This is a genomic window from Halalkalibacter krulwichiae (genome assembly GCF_002109385.1).
GTDB lineage: Bacteria > Bacillota > Bacilli > Bacillales > Bacillaceae_D > Halalkalibacter > Halalkalibacter krulwichiae.
The window spans coordinates 3,825,818-3,839,660 of the sequence record NZ_CP020814.1; the positions used below are offsets into that span (position 1 = coordinate 3,825,818).

Consider the following 13,843-nt stretch of genomic DNA (forward strand, 5'->3'; position numbering starts at 1 on the left):
TTTATTCCTCCTCAATTTTAGTTATATAACTAAATCTCAATATTTTTCTGAATTTCTTCATGTCCTCGTCATATGTTTCAGACTCAAACATTCGGCCAAAACCTGCCTCTTTCATCAGACGTTTAACTTCTTTTACAAGTTCTAAGTAATTAGAGGAAGAAAATACATCGACCTGATAAAAATGTTTTGATGACATCTCCTTATCATCTGCAGTAAGCCAAGCAGCTTGGTTGTATTCCACAAATACGATGTAAGCATCAGCTGTATTGTTGTAATTAGCAAAGGAAACAGGGACACCAGTAGGTTGAAGTGTACTGATGATTAGAGCGTTCATACTCATAATCCAAGCCCCTTTCGTAGTTCATCTGCTTGAGCTTCTAAAATATCGTTAATGCTGTTTTGATAAACAATTGAAACGAGTGGACGTGGACCAATGAAACGACCAGCACGCACGTTGAAGTAACCAAATTCATGCATGTATAAGTAAAATCCAGGAGCTTGAACACCGCCTTGTGTACCAACAAACAATTCGTCATTCTTAGGGTTGGTTCTTACAATCGATTCCTGTGCTGTACCAGATCTTCTAGAAAGTCCGTGTGAATAAACTTCGGCTTCTATCCTTTCTTTCAAAAGGTCTCCGCCTCTTATAAGCGCACGGTTCTTAATTCGTTGTGATGCACGCTCTAGGTTCTCAACTTCAGCAATTAACTCTTCTAAACCCTGAAAATCAATTTCCATGATCATCACTTCTTCTTTTACAAACGACTTCTATAAATTCTCCCTTTTCGTAAGTCCGCTCTACATCATGACTTAATTCGTTATAAATCAACTGTTCTTCACCGTTATAATCTATCGAACGAACCTCGAACATTAGAGATAATTCAACACCTGCTTGTTTTGCCATATAATATTCCTGTGATCGAACACTTTTTTTATTAGCAAACACTTGCTTCGGTTCACTTTCCACAATTGACGGAAAACCTTCATTATCTTGCCCTTCAACCAAACTGATTAAATAAACAACGTCACTCCAAGGAGTTGCCATTATAATCACCCGCAAGACTTAAATGTTGTTTTAACATTTCATAAGATTGCATAAAACGTTCAGCATCTGGATTGTTCATACCAAAGTTGGCTTTACAATAAGTTGTGATAGCTCTGTTAATAAGAGGATCATCAGAATTTGCTTTAACAGATGAAACGCCCGCTTGGATTAAATCCGTACGGGCGCCCGCAATCAAATCTACTACCTCTGAATCATATGCCTTATTCGTTATTCGTAATGCTAGCTTCACAGATTCAAGCACTACTACTCACCGCTTTCAGTTTCAGCAATCTTAAGTTCGAAAAATTCAATAACACTTTTACGTTTTTTTCCCGTTTTTTCTGCCTCTAATAATTCCCGAAATCCATCAATATCTAATTCCGTTGTAGCTTGTTTTACCTCATCAACTGTTCCATTTAAAAGTGATAGATGGTCATCTTCATTCTCGAAAACAGAAGGATCAATTTCTGAACTTAAAAAGCCCCTCTGTTGCAGCATGACAATTCGATCTGGATCGTCACACTGATAAAAGGAGCCAACTGCATAATGTTCTTTTGTTAATTTATCACGAAATGCCTTAGTTACAGGGTATTTGATTAATTTATTCATCTACGGTCCTCCTTAAACTTCCTCTGCTTTTTTCACGCGAAGAAAGCCATTCTTGGATATAACGTTACCACCAGCAAAAACAACACCTTTATGTGCTATCATACCCTGTCTAAATTTGAAGTCTGTCGAACGTTTCACTTCCATATCAGAGAAGATTGTTAGCTGATAGTTTGATAATGGTCCATATGCCATGCTGTAATCTCCGCCGACAGTTTTAGAGTCCGAAACAGCTTTACAAGCGCTGTTGATAATAAATGGTACACCATCAATTGTTCCAGTATTACCATTTGATTTCACATTGTAAATTCGTTTGCCATCCGCACTTCTTAATTTAGCGAAGGTCTTAAGATCTTTCTTATTTAGAATTAAAACAGCTGTATCCTCTACATCCTCATCTCCACCAAAGCTATAAATGATGTCATCAAGAGTCCCTTCATTGATAGAGGAAATTTCCAAATCGGTTTCTGAATCAATTGCAGTAGCAGCAGAAGAGAAGATACCAGTTAAACGGTTGGTAGATCCATTCCCAATTAAGATCTCACGAGTCATCTTTTTTCTAGATGCGATTGTGATTCCCTTCATAACTTCTCCATCATAATCGGCCGCAGGTAGCTTTTGTAGTTCTTCTGTATCTTCAGCATAAGATGTGATTTTTGCCTTAGTGATATCTGCATACCCAAATTGAGTTTCTGCTTCAGCGTAATTGCCTCCTTCTTCGGTATAATCTCCTTCTCCGTACCCCTTTACGTAAGGTTGAGAGTAACTCTCTCCACCCTTTAAAGTCTTATGGGATACTCGATCTAACAAAGAAGAAACTTCGTTAAAATTAGGTCGGATATCCGAAGCCTGATGATTTGGCAGTAACACATCACCAGATCCAACTGTTACAGCACGATTCTCCTTTAACTCTTGCCCACGCTTTTCTGACTCTACTAATTCATTGCTTTCTCTTACTTCTGGTTCGCTGTTAAAAGTCTCGACAGTACGAGTTTCAGTTTCGTTCCCCTCATTGATCGAACGAGCCTCTTCTAAGAGACGGTTACGTTTTTCAATTTTCTCTTGTTCATCTGCTAATTCACGTAATTCTGTTTCAAGTTCACCTAGATCAACCTCTTGATCTCCTTCTAATAAACTACGAATTTCAGCTTTGCGATCGATAATTTCTTGCAACCTGCTTTTCTTACCAAAGTATTGAAGTTTCATCTTTAATGGGAATTTCTTTTGAATAACTGTTTTCATATGTGACCACTCCTATAAATAAGTTTTTAATAATAACTTCTTTCTTAAGTTAAGTTTCTCTACCTCTTTGGCATATTCTTTCATTGGATCATAACCACGGGCACTTACCTCTGAATCTGGGTAAGCGGGAAAGGCAACAGCACTAACCTCAAACAGTCTAGCTTTCGTCACCGTTCTTAACATGAGATCATCATCAGGCTCTTGGATATCTTGATTCTCCATTTTAAACCCGAAGCTCACACCATCCACATCGCCTCGCTTAATGGATTTATAAGTGTCATCGCCTAACGTTGTGTCCGGCAAATCCAACTCGAATCTTAATCCAATTTCATCCTCACTAAGGCGCAATGTGTTGTTTTTTGTTCTTCCCAAAACTTTAGATGTGTCATGAGACCATAAAAAACGCTGATCATCTTTTGACAGAGAATCAGCGAATGCCCCTTTTTTAAATTGTTCTCGAAACTTACGAAAGAAACCTAACACATGTGACTTCTTTTCCCACTTTACAGCATAACCAGTTAATGTTCGGTTGCCTTCCTCATCTTCACGAAGTTCAATTTCGTTTGTTGTCAGTTCACGCTGTTCCATCTTGTTCATCGTCATCATTCTCACCTCCTTTAACTGGTGCCATATCTAATCTCATAACTAGCTCATCTCCACCTTCAACCGGAGGTAAATTAAATGCTCTTGTCCGTACTTCATTTCTAGACATAATTCCTCTATCGACTAACCCTGAAAGTCCTAATTTTGTTTTCATAGATGCATAAATAAGGTTGCTAGCCTCAAAGATGATTTTGTTTCCAAATCCTCTTTCTCTTCTTGAAAAGATTTTCCTAGTGAACTCACCTGAAAGTTGCATAGCTAAAGGTTCAATTTCACTTTCGTAATAAGCATTCCACTCATCTTCAGTAAATTTACTTTGAATGATCTTTTCATTAGTATTAAAAAAGCCATATATTCTTTGTGTAGTCTTATCCATTTGATCTGCGTTAGGAACATAGCTTTCTGGTTTTACCTGTTCTAGATCATAACGAGGATCGGAAGCAGCTGCACCACCACTGACATTATCAATACTCAAATAATTATTAATAAAATTCTTAACTTGCGTATCCATATCGTCTTGTTTTAATACTGACTTAAACTTCAAAATCCATTTAATAATTGAGCTGTTTTTAATCGCTTTAACTAAGCCTTGATCAATTGTGCCAACTACTTCCATGAGGTCAGATAAGACAGGAGCTGGATGATCACCAAAAAAATCATTATCATTAAAATCTTTCCTTAGGTGTATTACGTCTGAATAAGGTACAGTCATATGTTTACCACTTCTAAAGAAGAATTTCAAAAACACATCCCCATTCTTTCCTTGTACGACATTAACTTTTGTACAGGGTATAGGGTAAATTTCATAAGCATTACCTAACTCATCTTTTTTTATATAGGCAAAAGCATTATGGTTGAGCGCTAATTGAACTGTCATTTTTTCTTGAAACATTTGACCAGTCATTAAAGGATTCGGTTCTTCCAGTAAGAAGCGTATATTTGCATCTGGATTCACTTTAAAGTCCCCTGGATTATCCCTGATATGCTTAGCAACTAACTTCCCAATCGCTTGAGCTTTTGGTCTAATACAGGCTCTAACAATATCACTTCTATACAAATTTCCGTCCCAAGAATAAAACCCATCACCAACATCACTAATCATCTCGAATTTTGTTGTATAGGTATTTGAAGGTTGGTTTTTCCCGAATATTTTTTGAAATAGCCCCATTTGTAACACCTCCTCTCGACTTTAAATCATGTTCATGTAATCTGTATTTTTTTCCTGAAGCACAACATAAGAATTGAGCATACAAGCTGTTCCATCAATCCTTTTTCTCTGTATCTTACCTTTTGCCGGTTGGATATTTCCGTTCTTGTCAATATCAACCGCAGTATTAGATAGACACCATTTAGTTATTGGATTGTTTTCATAAATAATTCGATTAGCCTCTAAATCAGCTCCCATTGATTTCATAGGACCAGATAAGGTTTTCTTTCCTTGAATAACTGGAACCATCGCTTCGTTACCAAAATACCCTTTCATTTCTTCCACCCAATATGTTGCCGACCAACTATCATAACCAATCCACGGTAAATACAGATCATATTCATCACGCATTTCTAGAAACCATTCAGTTACAAACTTATAATGAACTTTATTACCTGGTGTGGTCCTCAAAAAACCTTGCTCTTTCCAAATGTCGTAAGGAATTTTATCTTCCGCCACTCGCTTCTCTAATAGATCCTCAGGAAGCCAATACATGTGCTTCACATAAATATTTGGATTATCCGGCAACATAAATAATACATTTGCTGCTGTTAAATCCGTTGTGCTAGATAAATCAGCCCCGCCAATACCGTAATTTGGTTTTAAAAGAGCAATATTAAATATCTCTTTATTATCAAGCTGTTCAAACGTTAACCACGATTCACTTGAAGTCTCGCGAACATTAAAGTCCTTTGTAAGTAAGTTCTTTACCAGCAAAGAATTCTTTTTCGCTTTATTCACTTTGGTTTCAAGATTATCTATTTTCTTAATAGTTCCTAATCCCGGATTGGCCTTAGCCCACATTTTAGGATTTGTCCACTCTGTACGTTTGTCAATTTCATAAATGATAGGTAAAAAACGATCATCCTTATATCCGTTAGGATCATCAAAACCATTAAGGATCATCTCAGCCTCATCATACTTCAAATCATAAAGAGCTTCTCTCACTGTTCCTGCCGTAGTAATCATATTGATTAATGGCTGCTCTCGGGCTGATGTTCCATCCACAATAACATCATATAGTCCAATATCCTTCCAAGCGTGAATCTCGTCTAGAGAGCCTCCATGGACGTTTAAACCATCTAATGTATCGCTATCACTACCTAACGGAGTAAAAATACTGTCATTAAAATCTGCTGTAAGCTCTTTTACCAACGGCTTAATTCTTTTTAGTAGAACAGGTGATTTTTTGACCATTCGCTTCGCTTCAAGCCACACAATTTTAGCTTGTTTTTCTTTTGTTGCAACAGCGTATATTTCAGCCCCACCTTCTCCGTCTGCGACCATTAGGTATAAACAAATTCCAGATGATAGCGTGGACTTACCATTCTTACGACCAACCACTAAAAGGACCTCACGATATTTTCTTGTTTGGTCAATTTTATGAACAAAGCCAAAGACTGCCGCTACATAAGCCTTTTGCCACAGTTCTAGAACAATTGGTTTTCCGGCCCATTTTCCTTTTGAATGTTTGCAATAATTCTCTATAAATTCCATTGCATGATTAGCACGTTTTGCGCTGTATTCATACTCAGAGGATTCATCAAAAATATCAGCAACTAGTTTTTTGTAAACCCGTCGAACCTTCCATCCAACAACCACTTCTCTGTTTTCAATCTGATTGTAATATTTGATTATCGGGTTGAAGTCTAAAGGATAGACCACTCTCTTTTTACTCATCGATCATTCACGAAAGATTCAAATCCATCATCATCCTCATTATTAATATTTCTTGGATCGTCTTTCGGCAATAAATTAAACAACTTATCATAAGCAGTCGCATATCGTTGAATCATCGAATTGTAAGACTTTTGCGCAGGATGTTCTACTACCATCTGTTGCTTACCGTTTTTAAAATTATACACAGGTCCTTGGGTTTTAATTTGATCTTCTAGTAACTGGAGTGTAATTGTCATAAATGCCACCCTCTCAATCAATCTCAACGCAACTTTCTTTTTATCTTCAGATAAATCCTTAAATATTTCATTCAATCTCTCAATTTCTATAGTAATCAATTCATCCTGTTTTGCTTTTCCTAATTGACGACTCATCGATCAACCCCCCTTATGTGAAAATGACCTGTGTATCTTTTGCTTGTATGCGCTCGCTTACTAGAAACAGCCCCACCTCAATCTTTATAGGGGGCTACGAGCTCTTTCTTATTTGTTTTTTCATTTCTTTATCAACTGACCAAACTCATCAAACATCACATCATCACGAGTAGCAAAATGTTTCTTAAAAGTTTTTGTGTTATGACACGACAAACATAACAACTGAAGATTCTCTTCGTTGAATGTAACAAATGGATCATTTACATTCTCTTCTGTTATCTCCTCAATATGGTCAACGATGTCTCCTGGCTTCCCACACTGTTCACATAGTCCATGTTTCTTACCGTAGTAAGACCGTCTTAACTTCCTCCATGTTGAAGTGTGGTAAATTTTATCGCCAATTCTTTTATTTGAGTAATACCCGATTCTTTTTTTAGCCACCATCTTTTAACAACTCATTCTTTAGTATTTGCATTCTCTCTCCAATCTTTAGCTGTAGCCGAAGCTTCTGGATATGATCTTTAGTCTTCCTTAGCTCCTGCTGCCACTTTCGTACCCTGCTATCCGTAACATGTGTAGTATATTTATGACTACAGTGCTCACATTTAAAGTATGACTCCCTTTTACCTTGACCGTACTTTCTTTCTTCAAGGTCTATCTTGGTGCCACGTCTACATTTATCACACCTTACTGTTTGCCCTTGCATATATGATTCATCCTTTCTTTAACCTAAATACAATTTGTTAATTATCATGGAGTGAAAACGACATATATCTATTATTTCTTTTCTTTTAATTTCTTTTGTGTAGTTATTGTAAGTAAAAACTACAGTTCAAGAGTAGTTAATGTAAACAGAAACCAAGTTAATGAAAGCAAAAACTCCATTAATGTAAACAGAAACTAATTAGAAACATTGTGAAATTCTACTTTAAACATTGGATAGTAAGTTAAAGCATTCAAGAGTATTTGAGAGATTTACCTATTAAAATCATTTGTGAAAATTACAGAATCGATGTTTGGTAGTATTAAAGAGGATATACGAGAAAACAGGATTATTCATTGAATTACTAGCTAAAAACAAGGAACTGAAATAGCTTATTTTTTAAAGGTCAGCATTGGTCAATAGGTTTTTGATGTATTTATCCTGTATTTTACTCCTTTGTTACTTTTGTTTTATTGCCCCTCCTTTACCTCTTTTATAGGTCGTTTTGTACTGTCCCATTAATTCTTTATAATCAAGTTCAGGCTTCTTTTTTTTGCGTTTCTTAGGTTTAGAAGTATGATTCGATTTCCGTTTCTTTTCATCCTCAAGATGATCGGATAGCTTCATAGTTTCACCGCCTTATGATTAATAAAAGCCCCTAGTAGGAATCGAACCCACATTAAAGGTATAGAAGACCCTTGTCTTATCCGTTAGACGATAGAGGCATAATAAAAGACGTTCCCCGGAAAAAGGAACGTCTTCAGACAATAAGTGCATGGATCTTAGCTCGAATTCAAGACCATGTTTTTATTTCAGAAACGACTAAGGTCTCTCACCTCATAATCAATTTCCGATAATATAAATTTAACACGTTATAAACCTAATGGTTCACCTTCCGTTGTTAAATTTTGTTGAAAATAATACACATGTTTTTTCATAAAATTTACTGTTTGAACGTACTATTCAGCAAGCTACTTACTGTACCATTCCTCTTTCTTTCTATCTTCCTCTAATAATTTAATCGCCAAATCTAATGCCTCTCTAAGCATTGTGTAGTTTTCAGGCGGATAGTTTGATTTAATAACTTCAATCGCTTCTTTACTTGTCATAATTTCACTCCTTCACAGTTTCCTTCGATTTATCAGTCCAAAATCAGACCATTATCAGTCCAAAGAATCGTACTGTTCATTACTCCTCTTCCATTATTTTTTCTGCAAATGCCTTAACAAAGAAAGATTTTTCCTCAGATAACTCCAAAACCTTGTCACATAACTGACCATATCCAACTGTATTCTCTAACGGAAACAAATGTTTAACTTTGTTAGATTGTTCTTTTACTAACTCATCTGAAAGCTTATAAATTCTAACTGTTTCTTCTAATTCTTCAACCTTTTCAGCTTGCTTAATGAACCATTGACGTTCTTCTATTTCTTTTTCATACTCGGGTAAATCCTCACTTGGAACTATTCCATCATGCATGGAAATCCATTCTATTAATTCGTCTTTAGCTTTTTGAATACGTTCTTTATTTGTCATTCCACCATCCCTTTCTTAGTGAACATTTTCCCTCTTATTCAACTTCCTTTACACTAACGACGTAAGTCTTATCCCCTGCTACAATTGTTTCTTCATAGCCATTCCACCGAGAAATTACAGCTCCAATAAAATCATTAGTTACATCTGTTTTATCTCCAGACCATACTGACATTCCGTTTACGCTTTTCAATTTACCTACATAAACACTATCCGAGATAGCCGATTTAGCTAATCTTAATTTACTCATAGTCTAACTCTCCTTTACTGAACAGTTTCCTTCGACTATACACCGCGCCTTTTCAACTCTTTATTGACTAACCTAATGTCATCTAATAACATGTCAGCATATTCAAACTCGAAATTTCTTTTAGAGATATTTAGCTGCGCTTGAAGATCAACTAATTTTATTAATAAATCCTCGATACTCATTTGAAATAAATCATTCTTCATTTCAAGCATTATCAACCACCCCTTTCATCTATCCTCTAAAACGGCAAATCATTATCACTAATGTCAATTGGCTTTCCATCGTTAGCGAAAGGATCGTTATAAGCTCCCTGTTGCCCTGTATTAGCGTTTTGATATCCCGCTGGTGTATTTGTATATCTGTTAACGTTTTGACCGCTAGAAGTCCCTCTAGGCTCTAAAAACTGCACTGATTCTGCCACAACCTCCGTGATAAACACTCGTTTACCCTCACTGTTGTCATAGCTCCTTGTTTGAATACGTCCATCTACACCAGCTAAACTACCTTTCTTTAAATAGTTTGCTACATTCTCAGCCTGTTTACGCCATATAACACAATTAATAAAGTCTGCATCACGTTCACCACTTTCATTTGAAAACATTCGATTAACAGCTAATGTAAAATTGGCAACGGCCACTCCATTTGGCGTGTACCTAAGTTCTGGATCTTTTGTAAGTCTTCCAACTAAAACAACTCGATTTAACATGTTTAATGTCCCCTTTAGCTATCTTTTGTAACTGCAATATTCAAATTTAGAGCAAGCTTGTAGAAAGCTTTCCATCGAATTCTTGTATAAGTATTTGCACTGATGGGAGGCTGAAACTTGAATGCGTAGATGTTATGATCCGTGATGTAATCAGAGTTATCGCTCATATATCTCTCTTCAATCAAGAACCGTTCTAATGGCGGAAGTCGCTTAACAGCTCGTTCTACTTTGTCACAAAAGGCCTTTCTCTTTTCTTGTTCCTCGACGTTATGCAATGCAATTTGAGCTGTTTGATCGCTCGTTTCATTCGTGGGACCGTGAAACCGTTCATTGTAACCAGCTGTGATACTCGCTTCACGTTCCTCAAATGTTAAATACTTATAAATACGGTATTTCTCCAACATATCCAATACTTTCTCTTTTGTTTTCTTTTGGTCCAGCTCCGGTAGTTCAAAAATCAATTACATTCACCTCGCTCCAGTTTGATAGAGGAAACCCCGACATAAGCCGGGGAAACATTCTTAAAATGGAAGCTCATCATCCTCTAAGTCGTCAGAATCAACTTTTTCCGATTCTTCTTCATCCCACTCTTCTTCTGGAGCATCCTCTACTGTTGCCGCTACCTCTTCAACTGCCTTTTTCACTTCGACATTTCCGCCTAGATCCACAGCGTATTCAATACCTTCATGCGGATCTTCTGTTTTCTCCGGTTGAGCTTCCATTATTTCTTTTGGCGTATTGTAACTGTAAGCCAGATCAATCAAGAAATATTGGCCATACTTGTTATATTTTTCGCTAATTTTCCAAGATACTAAGTGCATGTCTTTCTTTGCTTCTTCAACGAATTTTTCCGCTTGTACCTGAGTTCCTGCATACGATTGCTTCTTCATATTAAGTTCTTTAACTGTCATTTTTAATTATCCCCTTTAATTTTAGTTTCAAAGAATTCTAGCTCCACATGTTCCATTAAAAATTGATTGTTATCATCAGGACCGATGAAGAACGTTTCTAAGTATTGATTGCCTAGCATCCTAACGTTGTAATAATCGAACAGGTCTTTTATGTCACTTACAATATCGTGCATATCATATTTAGGTTGTTCAAAGATGTCTGTGAAAGGTTCTGGAAGAGTAGAAGGACTTAACTTGCAATAGAGAGCAAATTGAGTCTCTTTGTTTCCCCAATAACCAATAAATGCACCGCGTATGCCTTCTAAACAAGACAATTGATGTTTCTTCATGATGCCAGCAAGACCTTTTTTAAATCCTGTAACATCCGGTTCCATGATAGACCTCCTTAATTACTTGGTTGACCGTTACCGCCCACACCTTGAACGGTAACAATATGCAAGGCTTCCTCTTTAGAAAAACCAGCTTTAACTAGTTCGTTATAATAAGCTTTGTGTAGCTTGGCAATTTCAGAGTACAATTCTAATTGCAATGGAATAGCTTGCCTCAGAGCATCTAATTGACTACCAATCTCTTGTTTTGTTCCGTTAATTACTCTCATAAAGTTTCATCTCCCTCTCCGTCTCTTACCACGAATCTTCTTTTTACGCTCTTTCGTCTGCTTTGTGATAGCAGCTTCATAGTTTTTACGTTCGGCTGTCCACGTTTTACGCTCTTCTTCTAATGCAGAAAGATGAGCATCGTGAATTTCATTGTGGATATGCATCTGTAATTCTCTTTGCTTGTTTAGTTTGTTTCCTGCAGCAACCACCACACCGGCTTGAGTCATGACATCATGCATTTGTTCAGTCGCTTCTTTCGTTTTTTCTAACACTTCACCTGTCTTTTTCATTTTCTGATCAAAGCGCATGATTAAAACTGATAAAGCTACCCATAAGATCGCAAATAAGATAAAGTTAAACATTGATCTCTTCCTCCTTTACTTGCTCAGCAATAGCAACAGCAACAGCAGCCACTTGAATTAATTCGTTGTAAAGATCATGAGCATCTGTTTCCTTTTCGCTTACCATGCCTTTTTGAATGGCCTCTGCAACCTCACCAACTTCTTCAACTAAGATCGACAGCCACACACCATGCTGGTGACGTTGAAGCCCCCATTTTTCATTTTGTCTTATACGTTCTTCGTTCACATCATGTAGAACATGAGCGGTTAACGCGGCTTTGCCTAAGTTCATTTCTTTTCCTCCTCCAATGGCAGATTCATAGCTTCTGCCACCTTTTTAATAGTTGCCGGTCCTATGCCCTTCGTTTTTTGAAGGTCTTCAAAGCGCCTAGCAAAGTCTGCGCAAGCTGTTTTCATTACGTGTTGAATACCATCATTCAAACCCTTCATATAATCAGGACTGAGATTGTTTATTTTCACGAGACGGCCTCCAAGTCTTAATTAATCCCCACTTTCGTTTCTTGTGTTTGATAGAATGAATCGTGATTTTATATTTATCCGCAACTTCTTGATCGGTAAGCTTAGACTTTTTATATTGCAAATATAGTTCCTTCGTTAATTCGGGATCTTTGGGTTTTGTGTTCCTTTTCTCCCTTAACTCCTGAGTCTTTTGAGTTAACAGCTTTCCTAGACTTTGAAGTTTCTGACCAACAGGACAATTTTTGCAATAAGGACCAATATGATCTGATTTTCCGCTATGCTCACACGGTTTACATTGCTTGTCTTCAATTTCAGCAATCTTCCAAGTTATTTCAGTTCTAAACATCCTTTCTTTATGAAGAGCGTTCATTTCGCCACCTTCTTTCTTGGTTTCTTTTTCTCAGGAGGATTAAGTATCGTATCAATAACTTCTTGTTGATAGTCAGTTAATGTGAAGGTTAATGATTCCCTGTTTTCAATCGAATACATAATTTTCGCAAGAACAAATGCATCTAACACATTGTCACTACGATGACTGAAGCCCCAGTTATCTAAAATAGGTTGAATCATGTGTTCTTTAGCGCAATTTCCTTTTCCAGTTGCGAATTTCTTTAATTGCCCAGGTGTGATTTCTCTGTACGAATGGCCTCGGCTATAAAGAGCGATTCGAAAGGCATAACCTACACCGAATTGAAACCCGACACCTCTACCTTGAGAGTTATAGCTAAATCCTTCGATAGCGATCTTATCGCCTTTTTTAACATGAGAGGCTACCTCTTTAACAAGGGTAGTGATACGCTTAGGATCTTTGTTACCTATACCAGTAAGCTCTTTTGCCGTGGCTACTTCACCATTCTCATCAAGTGCGCAAAATCCTGTTTTGGTTGAGGGATCTATACCAACATAACGAGTCATGACAAAATTCCTTCTTTTGAAAAAGGCATATATTTCTTCCTAGCATTCTTAACAGCGATTTCTGCCTCTTTCATATCATCAAAATATCCAAGGTTAATCCTTTTTTTATTCACCGCCAACCTCGCTTGAAATTTCATCCTATCTTTTTTAAATTCGACTCCACGAATACCTGTAACAGAGTCCTTCCTTGCCCTTTTTTATTTTGTTGATTTTGTGCATTGGTAAGGATTCTTAGATTGACAGACCTTCTATTATCAAGTGTATTGTTATTAAAGTGATCAACAGTCAAGTTGCTTGTTAAATCCCAAAGCCAACGATGTAAATAAAAACGTCTCTTTGTTCCTTCGACAACTTTATCCCTCTGATATAGAATGAATTTGTCTTTTGATTAAAATGCGCATACCATGTATTAGAAAAAGAACGAGCTTTATCAAGGTCCTTTGTATCAATAAACGTTTCAAGTATCCGTTTTTTGCATTTCACAAAAATCACGGTTACATCATCACGAATTTCATAATCATTTTTCATCCCTTTCACCCTTCCTCTTTTGAAGTTCTCGTGCAGCTTCATAGCGAATTGATAACTTCACTGTTTCATCTTTCGTAATTTCATATAGTTGTAGATTGGTAGCTTTTGAGTAATCCATATTTC

The 13,843-nt window shown here is 36.8% G+C and carries 28 protein-coding genes and 1 tRNA gene; all 29 read right to left on the reverse strand.

Going from position 1 to position 13,843, the window contains the following annotated elements:
* Position 1 precedes the first annotated feature (1 nt).
* Positions 2-340, reverse strand: a complete 339-nt coding sequence (locus tag BkAM31D_RS19330; protein WP_066160381.1) for a hypothetical protein — start codon at positions 338-340, stop codon at positions 2-4.
* On the reverse strand, positions 337-738 hold the full coding sequence (locus tag BkAM31D_RS19335; RefSeq protein ID WP_066160384.1) for a hypothetical protein: 402 nt from the start codon (positions 736-738) through the stop codon (positions 337-339). Before BkAM31D_RS19335 ends, BkAM31D_RS19330 begins: the two co-directional genes overlap by 4 nt.
* Positions 728-1,045, reverse strand: a complete 318-nt coding sequence (locus BkAM31D_RS19340) for a phage head closure protein (protein ID WP_066160387.1) — start codon at positions 1,043-1,045, stop codon at positions 728-730. Before BkAM31D_RS19340 ends, BkAM31D_RS19335 begins: the two co-directional genes overlap by 11 nt.
* Complete coding sequence (locus tag BkAM31D_RS19345) at positions 1,026-1,307, reverse strand: phage head-tail connector protein (protein WP_066160389.1); 282 nt, start codon at positions 1,305-1,307, stop codon at positions 1,026-1,028. The genes BkAM31D_RS19340 and BkAM31D_RS19345 overlap by 20 nt, the downstream gene beginning before the upstream one ends.
* Positions 1,308-1,309: 2 nt before the next feature.
* A complete protein-coding gene (locus BkAM31D_RS19350) occupies positions 1,310-1,654 on the reverse strand; it encodes a hypothetical protein (RefSeq protein ID WP_066160394.1) in 345 nt (114 codons plus the stop codon).
* 12 nt (positions 1,655-1,666) lie between these two features.
* Positions 1,667-2,857 carry a phage major capsid protein gene (locus BkAM31D_RS19355; protein WP_066160514.1) on the reverse strand — a complete coding sequence of 397 codons (1,191 nt, stop codon included), beginning with the start codon at positions 2,855-2,857 and terminating at the stop codon, positions 1,667-1,669.
* A 48-nt stretch (positions 2,858-2,905) separates the two neighbouring features.
* On the reverse strand, positions 2,906-3,490 hold the full coding sequence (locus BkAM31D_RS19360) for an HK97 family phage prohead protease (protein WP_066160517.1): 585 nt from the start codon (positions 3,488-3,490) through the stop codon (positions 2,906-2,908).
* Complete coding sequence (locus BkAM31D_RS19365) at positions 3,468-4,664, reverse strand: phage portal protein (RefSeq protein WP_066160397.1); 1,197 nt, start codon at positions 4,662-4,664, stop codon at positions 3,468-3,470. The genes BkAM31D_RS19360 and BkAM31D_RS19365 overlap by 23 nt, the downstream gene beginning before the upstream one ends.
* 21 nt (positions 4,665-4,685) lie before the next feature.
* On the reverse strand, positions 4,686-6,383 hold the full coding sequence (locus BkAM31D_RS19370; protein ID WP_066160400.1) for a terminase large subunit: 1,698 nt from the start codon (positions 6,381-6,383) through the stop codon (positions 4,686-4,688).
* The gene (locus tag BkAM31D_RS19375) at positions 6,380-6,754 is read right to left on the reverse strand and encodes a hypothetical protein (RefSeq protein ID WP_066160404.1); all 375 of its coding nucleotides are present in this window, start codon (positions 6,752-6,754) and stop codon (positions 6,380-6,382) included. The genes BkAM31D_RS19370 and BkAM31D_RS19375 overlap by 4 nt, the downstream gene beginning before the upstream one ends.
* A gap of 120 nt (positions 6,755-6,874) precedes the next feature.
* Positions 6,875-7,198 carry an HNH endonuclease gene (locus BkAM31D_RS19380; protein WP_066160410.1) on the reverse strand — a complete coding sequence of 108 codons (324 nt, stop codon included), beginning with the start codon at positions 7,196-7,198 and terminating at the stop codon, positions 6,875-6,877.
* Between the two features lie 718 nt (positions 7,199-7,916).
* Positions 7,917-8,084, reverse strand: a complete 168-nt coding sequence (locus tag BkAM31D_RS24005; RefSeq protein WP_169801167.1) for a hypothetical protein — start codon at positions 8,082-8,084, stop codon at positions 7,917-7,919.
* A gap of 26 nt (positions 8,085-8,110) precedes the next feature.
* A tRNA-Arg gene (locus BkAM31D_RS19390) sits at positions 8,111-8,182 on the reverse strand.
* A 246-nt stretch (positions 8,183-8,428) separates the two neighbouring features.
* The gene (locus BkAM31D_RS23735) at positions 8,429-8,566 is read right to left on the reverse strand and encodes a hypothetical protein (RefSeq protein WP_157076927.1); all 138 of its coding nucleotides are present in this window, start codon (positions 8,564-8,566) and stop codon (positions 8,429-8,431) included.
* Positions 8,567-8,645: 79 nt separating this feature from the next.
* Entirely contained in the window at positions 8,646-8,993 is a 348-nt protein-coding gene (locus BkAM31D_RS19395) for a hypothetical protein (RefSeq protein WP_066160418.1), read from the reverse strand.
* Between the two features lie 34 nt (positions 8,994-9,027).
* Positions 9,028-9,240 carry a DUF7446 family protein gene (locus BkAM31D_RS19400; protein ID WP_066160420.1) on the reverse strand — a complete coding sequence of 71 codons (213 nt, stop codon included), beginning with the start codon at positions 9,238-9,240 and terminating at the stop codon, positions 9,028-9,030.
* A gap of 35 nt (positions 9,241-9,275) precedes the next feature.
* On the reverse strand, positions 9,276-9,452 hold the full coding sequence (locus BkAM31D_RS23740; protein WP_157076928.1) for a hypothetical protein: 177 nt from the start codon (positions 9,450-9,452) through the stop codon (positions 9,276-9,278).
* A 26-nt stretch (positions 9,453-9,478) separates the two neighbouring features.
* Positions 9,479-9,946 carry a single-stranded DNA-binding protein gene (gene ssb, locus BkAM31D_RS19405; RefSeq protein ID WP_066160423.1) on the reverse strand — a complete coding sequence of 156 codons (468 nt, stop codon included), beginning with the start codon at positions 9,944-9,946 and terminating at the stop codon, positions 9,479-9,481.
* Between the two features lie 14 nt (positions 9,947-9,960).
* Positions 9,961-10,407 carry an ArpU family phage packaging/lysis transcriptional regulator gene (locus BkAM31D_RS19410; protein WP_066160425.1) on the reverse strand — a complete coding sequence of 149 codons (447 nt, stop codon included), beginning with the start codon at positions 10,405-10,407 and terminating at the stop codon, positions 9,961-9,963.
* A gap of 60 nt (positions 10,408-10,467) precedes the next feature.
* Positions 10,468-10,857, reverse strand: coding sequence for an organic solvent tolerance protein OstA (locus BkAM31D_RS24530; RefSeq protein WP_235820566.1), 390 nt, complete (start codon positions 10,855-10,857; stop codon positions 10,468-10,470).
* 2 nt (positions 10,858-10,859) lie between these two features.
* Positions 10,860-11,231 carry a hypothetical protein gene (locus tag BkAM31D_RS19420; protein ID WP_066160427.1) on the reverse strand — a complete coding sequence of 124 codons (372 nt, stop codon included), beginning with the start codon at positions 11,229-11,231 and terminating at the stop codon, positions 10,860-10,862.
* A gap of 11 nt (positions 11,232-11,242) precedes the next feature.
* Positions 11,243-11,455 carry a hypothetical protein gene (locus BkAM31D_RS19425; RefSeq protein ID WP_066160430.1) on the reverse strand — a complete coding sequence of 71 codons (213 nt, stop codon included), beginning with the start codon at positions 11,453-11,455 and terminating at the stop codon, positions 11,243-11,245.
* 6 nt (positions 11,456-11,461) lie between these two features.
* A complete protein-coding gene (locus BkAM31D_RS19430; RefSeq protein ID WP_066160431.1) occupies positions 11,462-11,818 on the reverse strand; it encodes a hypothetical protein in 357 nt (118 codons plus the stop codon).
* Positions 11,811-12,089, reverse strand: coding sequence for a MazG nucleotide pyrophosphohydrolase domain-containing protein (locus tag BkAM31D_RS19435; RefSeq protein ID WP_066160432.1), 279 nt, complete (start codon positions 12,087-12,089; stop codon positions 11,811-11,813). Before BkAM31D_RS19435 ends, BkAM31D_RS19430 begins: the two co-directional genes overlap by 8 nt.
* Positions 12,086-12,277 carry a hypothetical protein gene (locus tag BkAM31D_RS19440; RefSeq protein ID WP_066160435.1) on the reverse strand — a complete coding sequence of 64 codons (192 nt, stop codon included), beginning with the start codon at positions 12,275-12,277 and terminating at the stop codon, positions 12,086-12,088. Before BkAM31D_RS19440 ends, BkAM31D_RS19435 begins: the two co-directional genes overlap by 4 nt.
* Entirely contained in the window at positions 12,252-12,647 is a 396-nt protein-coding gene (locus BkAM31D_RS19445) for a zinc-finger domain-containing protein (RefSeq protein ID WP_066160439.1), read from the reverse strand. The genes BkAM31D_RS19440 and BkAM31D_RS19445 overlap by 26 nt, the downstream gene beginning before the upstream one ends.
* Positions 12,644-13,192, reverse strand: a complete 549-nt coding sequence (locus BkAM31D_RS19450; protein WP_066160442.1) for a RuvC family protein — start codon at positions 13,190-13,192, stop codon at positions 12,644-12,646. Before BkAM31D_RS19450 ends, BkAM31D_RS19445 begins: the two co-directional genes overlap by 4 nt.
* 297 nt (positions 13,193-13,489) lie before the next feature.
* Entirely contained in the window at positions 13,490-13,720 is a 231-nt protein-coding gene (locus tag BkAM31D_RS19455; RefSeq protein ID WP_085449829.1) for a hypothetical protein, read from the reverse strand.
* Positions 13,710-13,838 (reverse strand): hypothetical protein, encoded by a 129-nt coding sequence (locus BkAM31D_RS24540; RefSeq protein WP_257391600.1) that lies wholly within the window; start codon positions 13,836-13,838, stop codon positions 13,710-13,712. Before BkAM31D_RS24540 ends, BkAM31D_RS19455 begins: the two co-directional genes overlap by 11 nt.
* Positions 13,839-13,843: the final 5 nt, after the last annotated feature.

Coding starts and splice junctions, on each gene's coding strand:
- BkAM31D_RS19330 (WP_066160381.1), bottom strand. CDS start 340: ATGAGTATGAACGCTCTAATCATCAGTACACTTCAACCTACTGGTGTC.
- BkAM31D_RS19335 (WP_066160384.1), bottom strand. CDS start 738: ATGGAAATTGATTTTCAGGGTTTAGAAGAGTTAATTGCTGAAGTTGAG.
- BkAM31D_RS19340 (WP_066160387.1), bottom strand. CDS start 1,045: ATGGCAACTCCTTGGAGTGACGTTGTTTATTTAATCAGTTTGGTTGAA.
- BkAM31D_RS19350 (WP_066160394.1), bottom strand. CDS start 1,654: ATGAATAAATTAATCAAATACCCTGTAACTAAGGCATTTCGTGATAAA.
- BkAM31D_RS19355 (WP_066160514.1), bottom strand. CDS start 2,857: ATGAAACTTCAATACTTTGGTAAGAAAAGCAGGTTGCAAGAAATTATC.
- BkAM31D_RS19360 (WP_066160517.1), bottom strand. CDS start 3,490: ATGAACAAGATGGAACAGCGTGAACTGACAACAAACGAAATTGAACTT.
- BkAM31D_RS19365 (WP_066160397.1), bottom strand. CDS start 4,664: ATGGGGCTATTTCAAAAAATATTCGGGAAAAACCAACCTTCAAATACC.
- BkAM31D_RS19370 (WP_066160400.1), bottom strand. CDS start 6,383: ATGAGTAAAAAGAGAGTGGTCTATCCTTTAGACTTCAACCCGATAATC.
- BkAM31D_RS19375 (WP_066160404.1), bottom strand. CDS start 6,754: ATGAGTCGTCAATTAGGAAAAGCAAAACAGGATGAATTGATTACTATA.
- BkAM31D_RS19380 (WP_066160410.1), bottom strand. CDS start 7,198: ATGGTGGCTAAAAAAAGAATCGGGTATTACTCAAATAAAAGAATTGGC.
- BkAM31D_RS24005 (WP_169801167.1), bottom strand. CDS start 8,084: ATGAAGCTATCCGATCATCTTGAGGATGAAAAGAAACGGAAATCGAAT.
- BkAM31D_RS23735 (WP_157076927.1), bottom strand. CDS start 8,566: ATGACAAGTAAAGAAGCGATTGAAGTTATTAAATCAAACTATCCGCCT.
- BkAM31D_RS19395 (WP_066160418.1), bottom strand. CDS start 8,993: ATGACAAATAAAGAACGTATTCAAAAAGCTAAAGACGAATTAATAGAA.
- BkAM31D_RS19400 (WP_066160420.1), bottom strand. CDS start 9,240: ATGAGTAAATTAAGATTAGCTAAATCGGCTATCTCGGATAGTGTTTAT.
- BkAM31D_RS23740 (WP_157076928.1), bottom strand. CDS start 9,452: ATGCTTGAAATGAAGAATGATTTATTTCAAATGAGTATCGAGGATTTA.
- ssb (WP_066160423.1), bottom strand. CDS start 9,946: ATGTTAAATCGAGTTGTTTTAGTTGGAAGACTTACAAAAGATCCAGAA.
- BkAM31D_RS24530 (WP_235820566.1), bottom strand. CDS start 10,857: ATGACAGTTAAAGAACTTAATATGAAGAAGCAATCGTATGCAGGAACT.
- BkAM31D_RS19420 (WP_066160427.1), bottom strand. CDS start 11,231: ATGGAACCGGATGTTACAGGATTTAAAAAAGGTCTTGCTGGCATCATG.
- BkAM31D_RS19425 (WP_066160430.1), bottom strand. CDS start 11,455: ATGAGAGTAATTAACGGAACAAAACAAGAGATTGGTAGTCAATTAGAT.
- BkAM31D_RS19430 (WP_066160431.1), bottom strand. CDS start 11,818: ATGTTTAACTTTATCTTATTTGCGATCTTATGGGTAGCTTTATCAGTT.
- BkAM31D_RS19435 (WP_066160432.1), bottom strand. CDS start 12,089: ATGAACTTAGGCAAAGCCGCGTTAACCGCTCATGTTCTACATGATGTG.
- BkAM31D_RS19445 (WP_066160439.1), bottom strand. CDS start 12,647: ATGAACGCTCTTCATAAAGAAAGGATGTTTAGAACTGAAATAACTTGG.
- BkAM31D_RS19450 (WP_066160442.1), bottom strand. CDS start 13,192: ATGACTCGTTATGTTGGTATAGATCCCTCAACCAAAACAGGATTTTGC.
- BkAM31D_RS19455 (WP_085449829.1), bottom strand. CDS start 13,720: ATGAAAAATGATTATGAAATTCGTGATGATGTAACCGTGATTTTTGTG.
- BkAM31D_RS24540 (WP_257391600.1), bottom strand. CDS start 13,838: ATGGATTACTCAAAAGCTACCAATCTACAACTATATGAAATTACGAAA.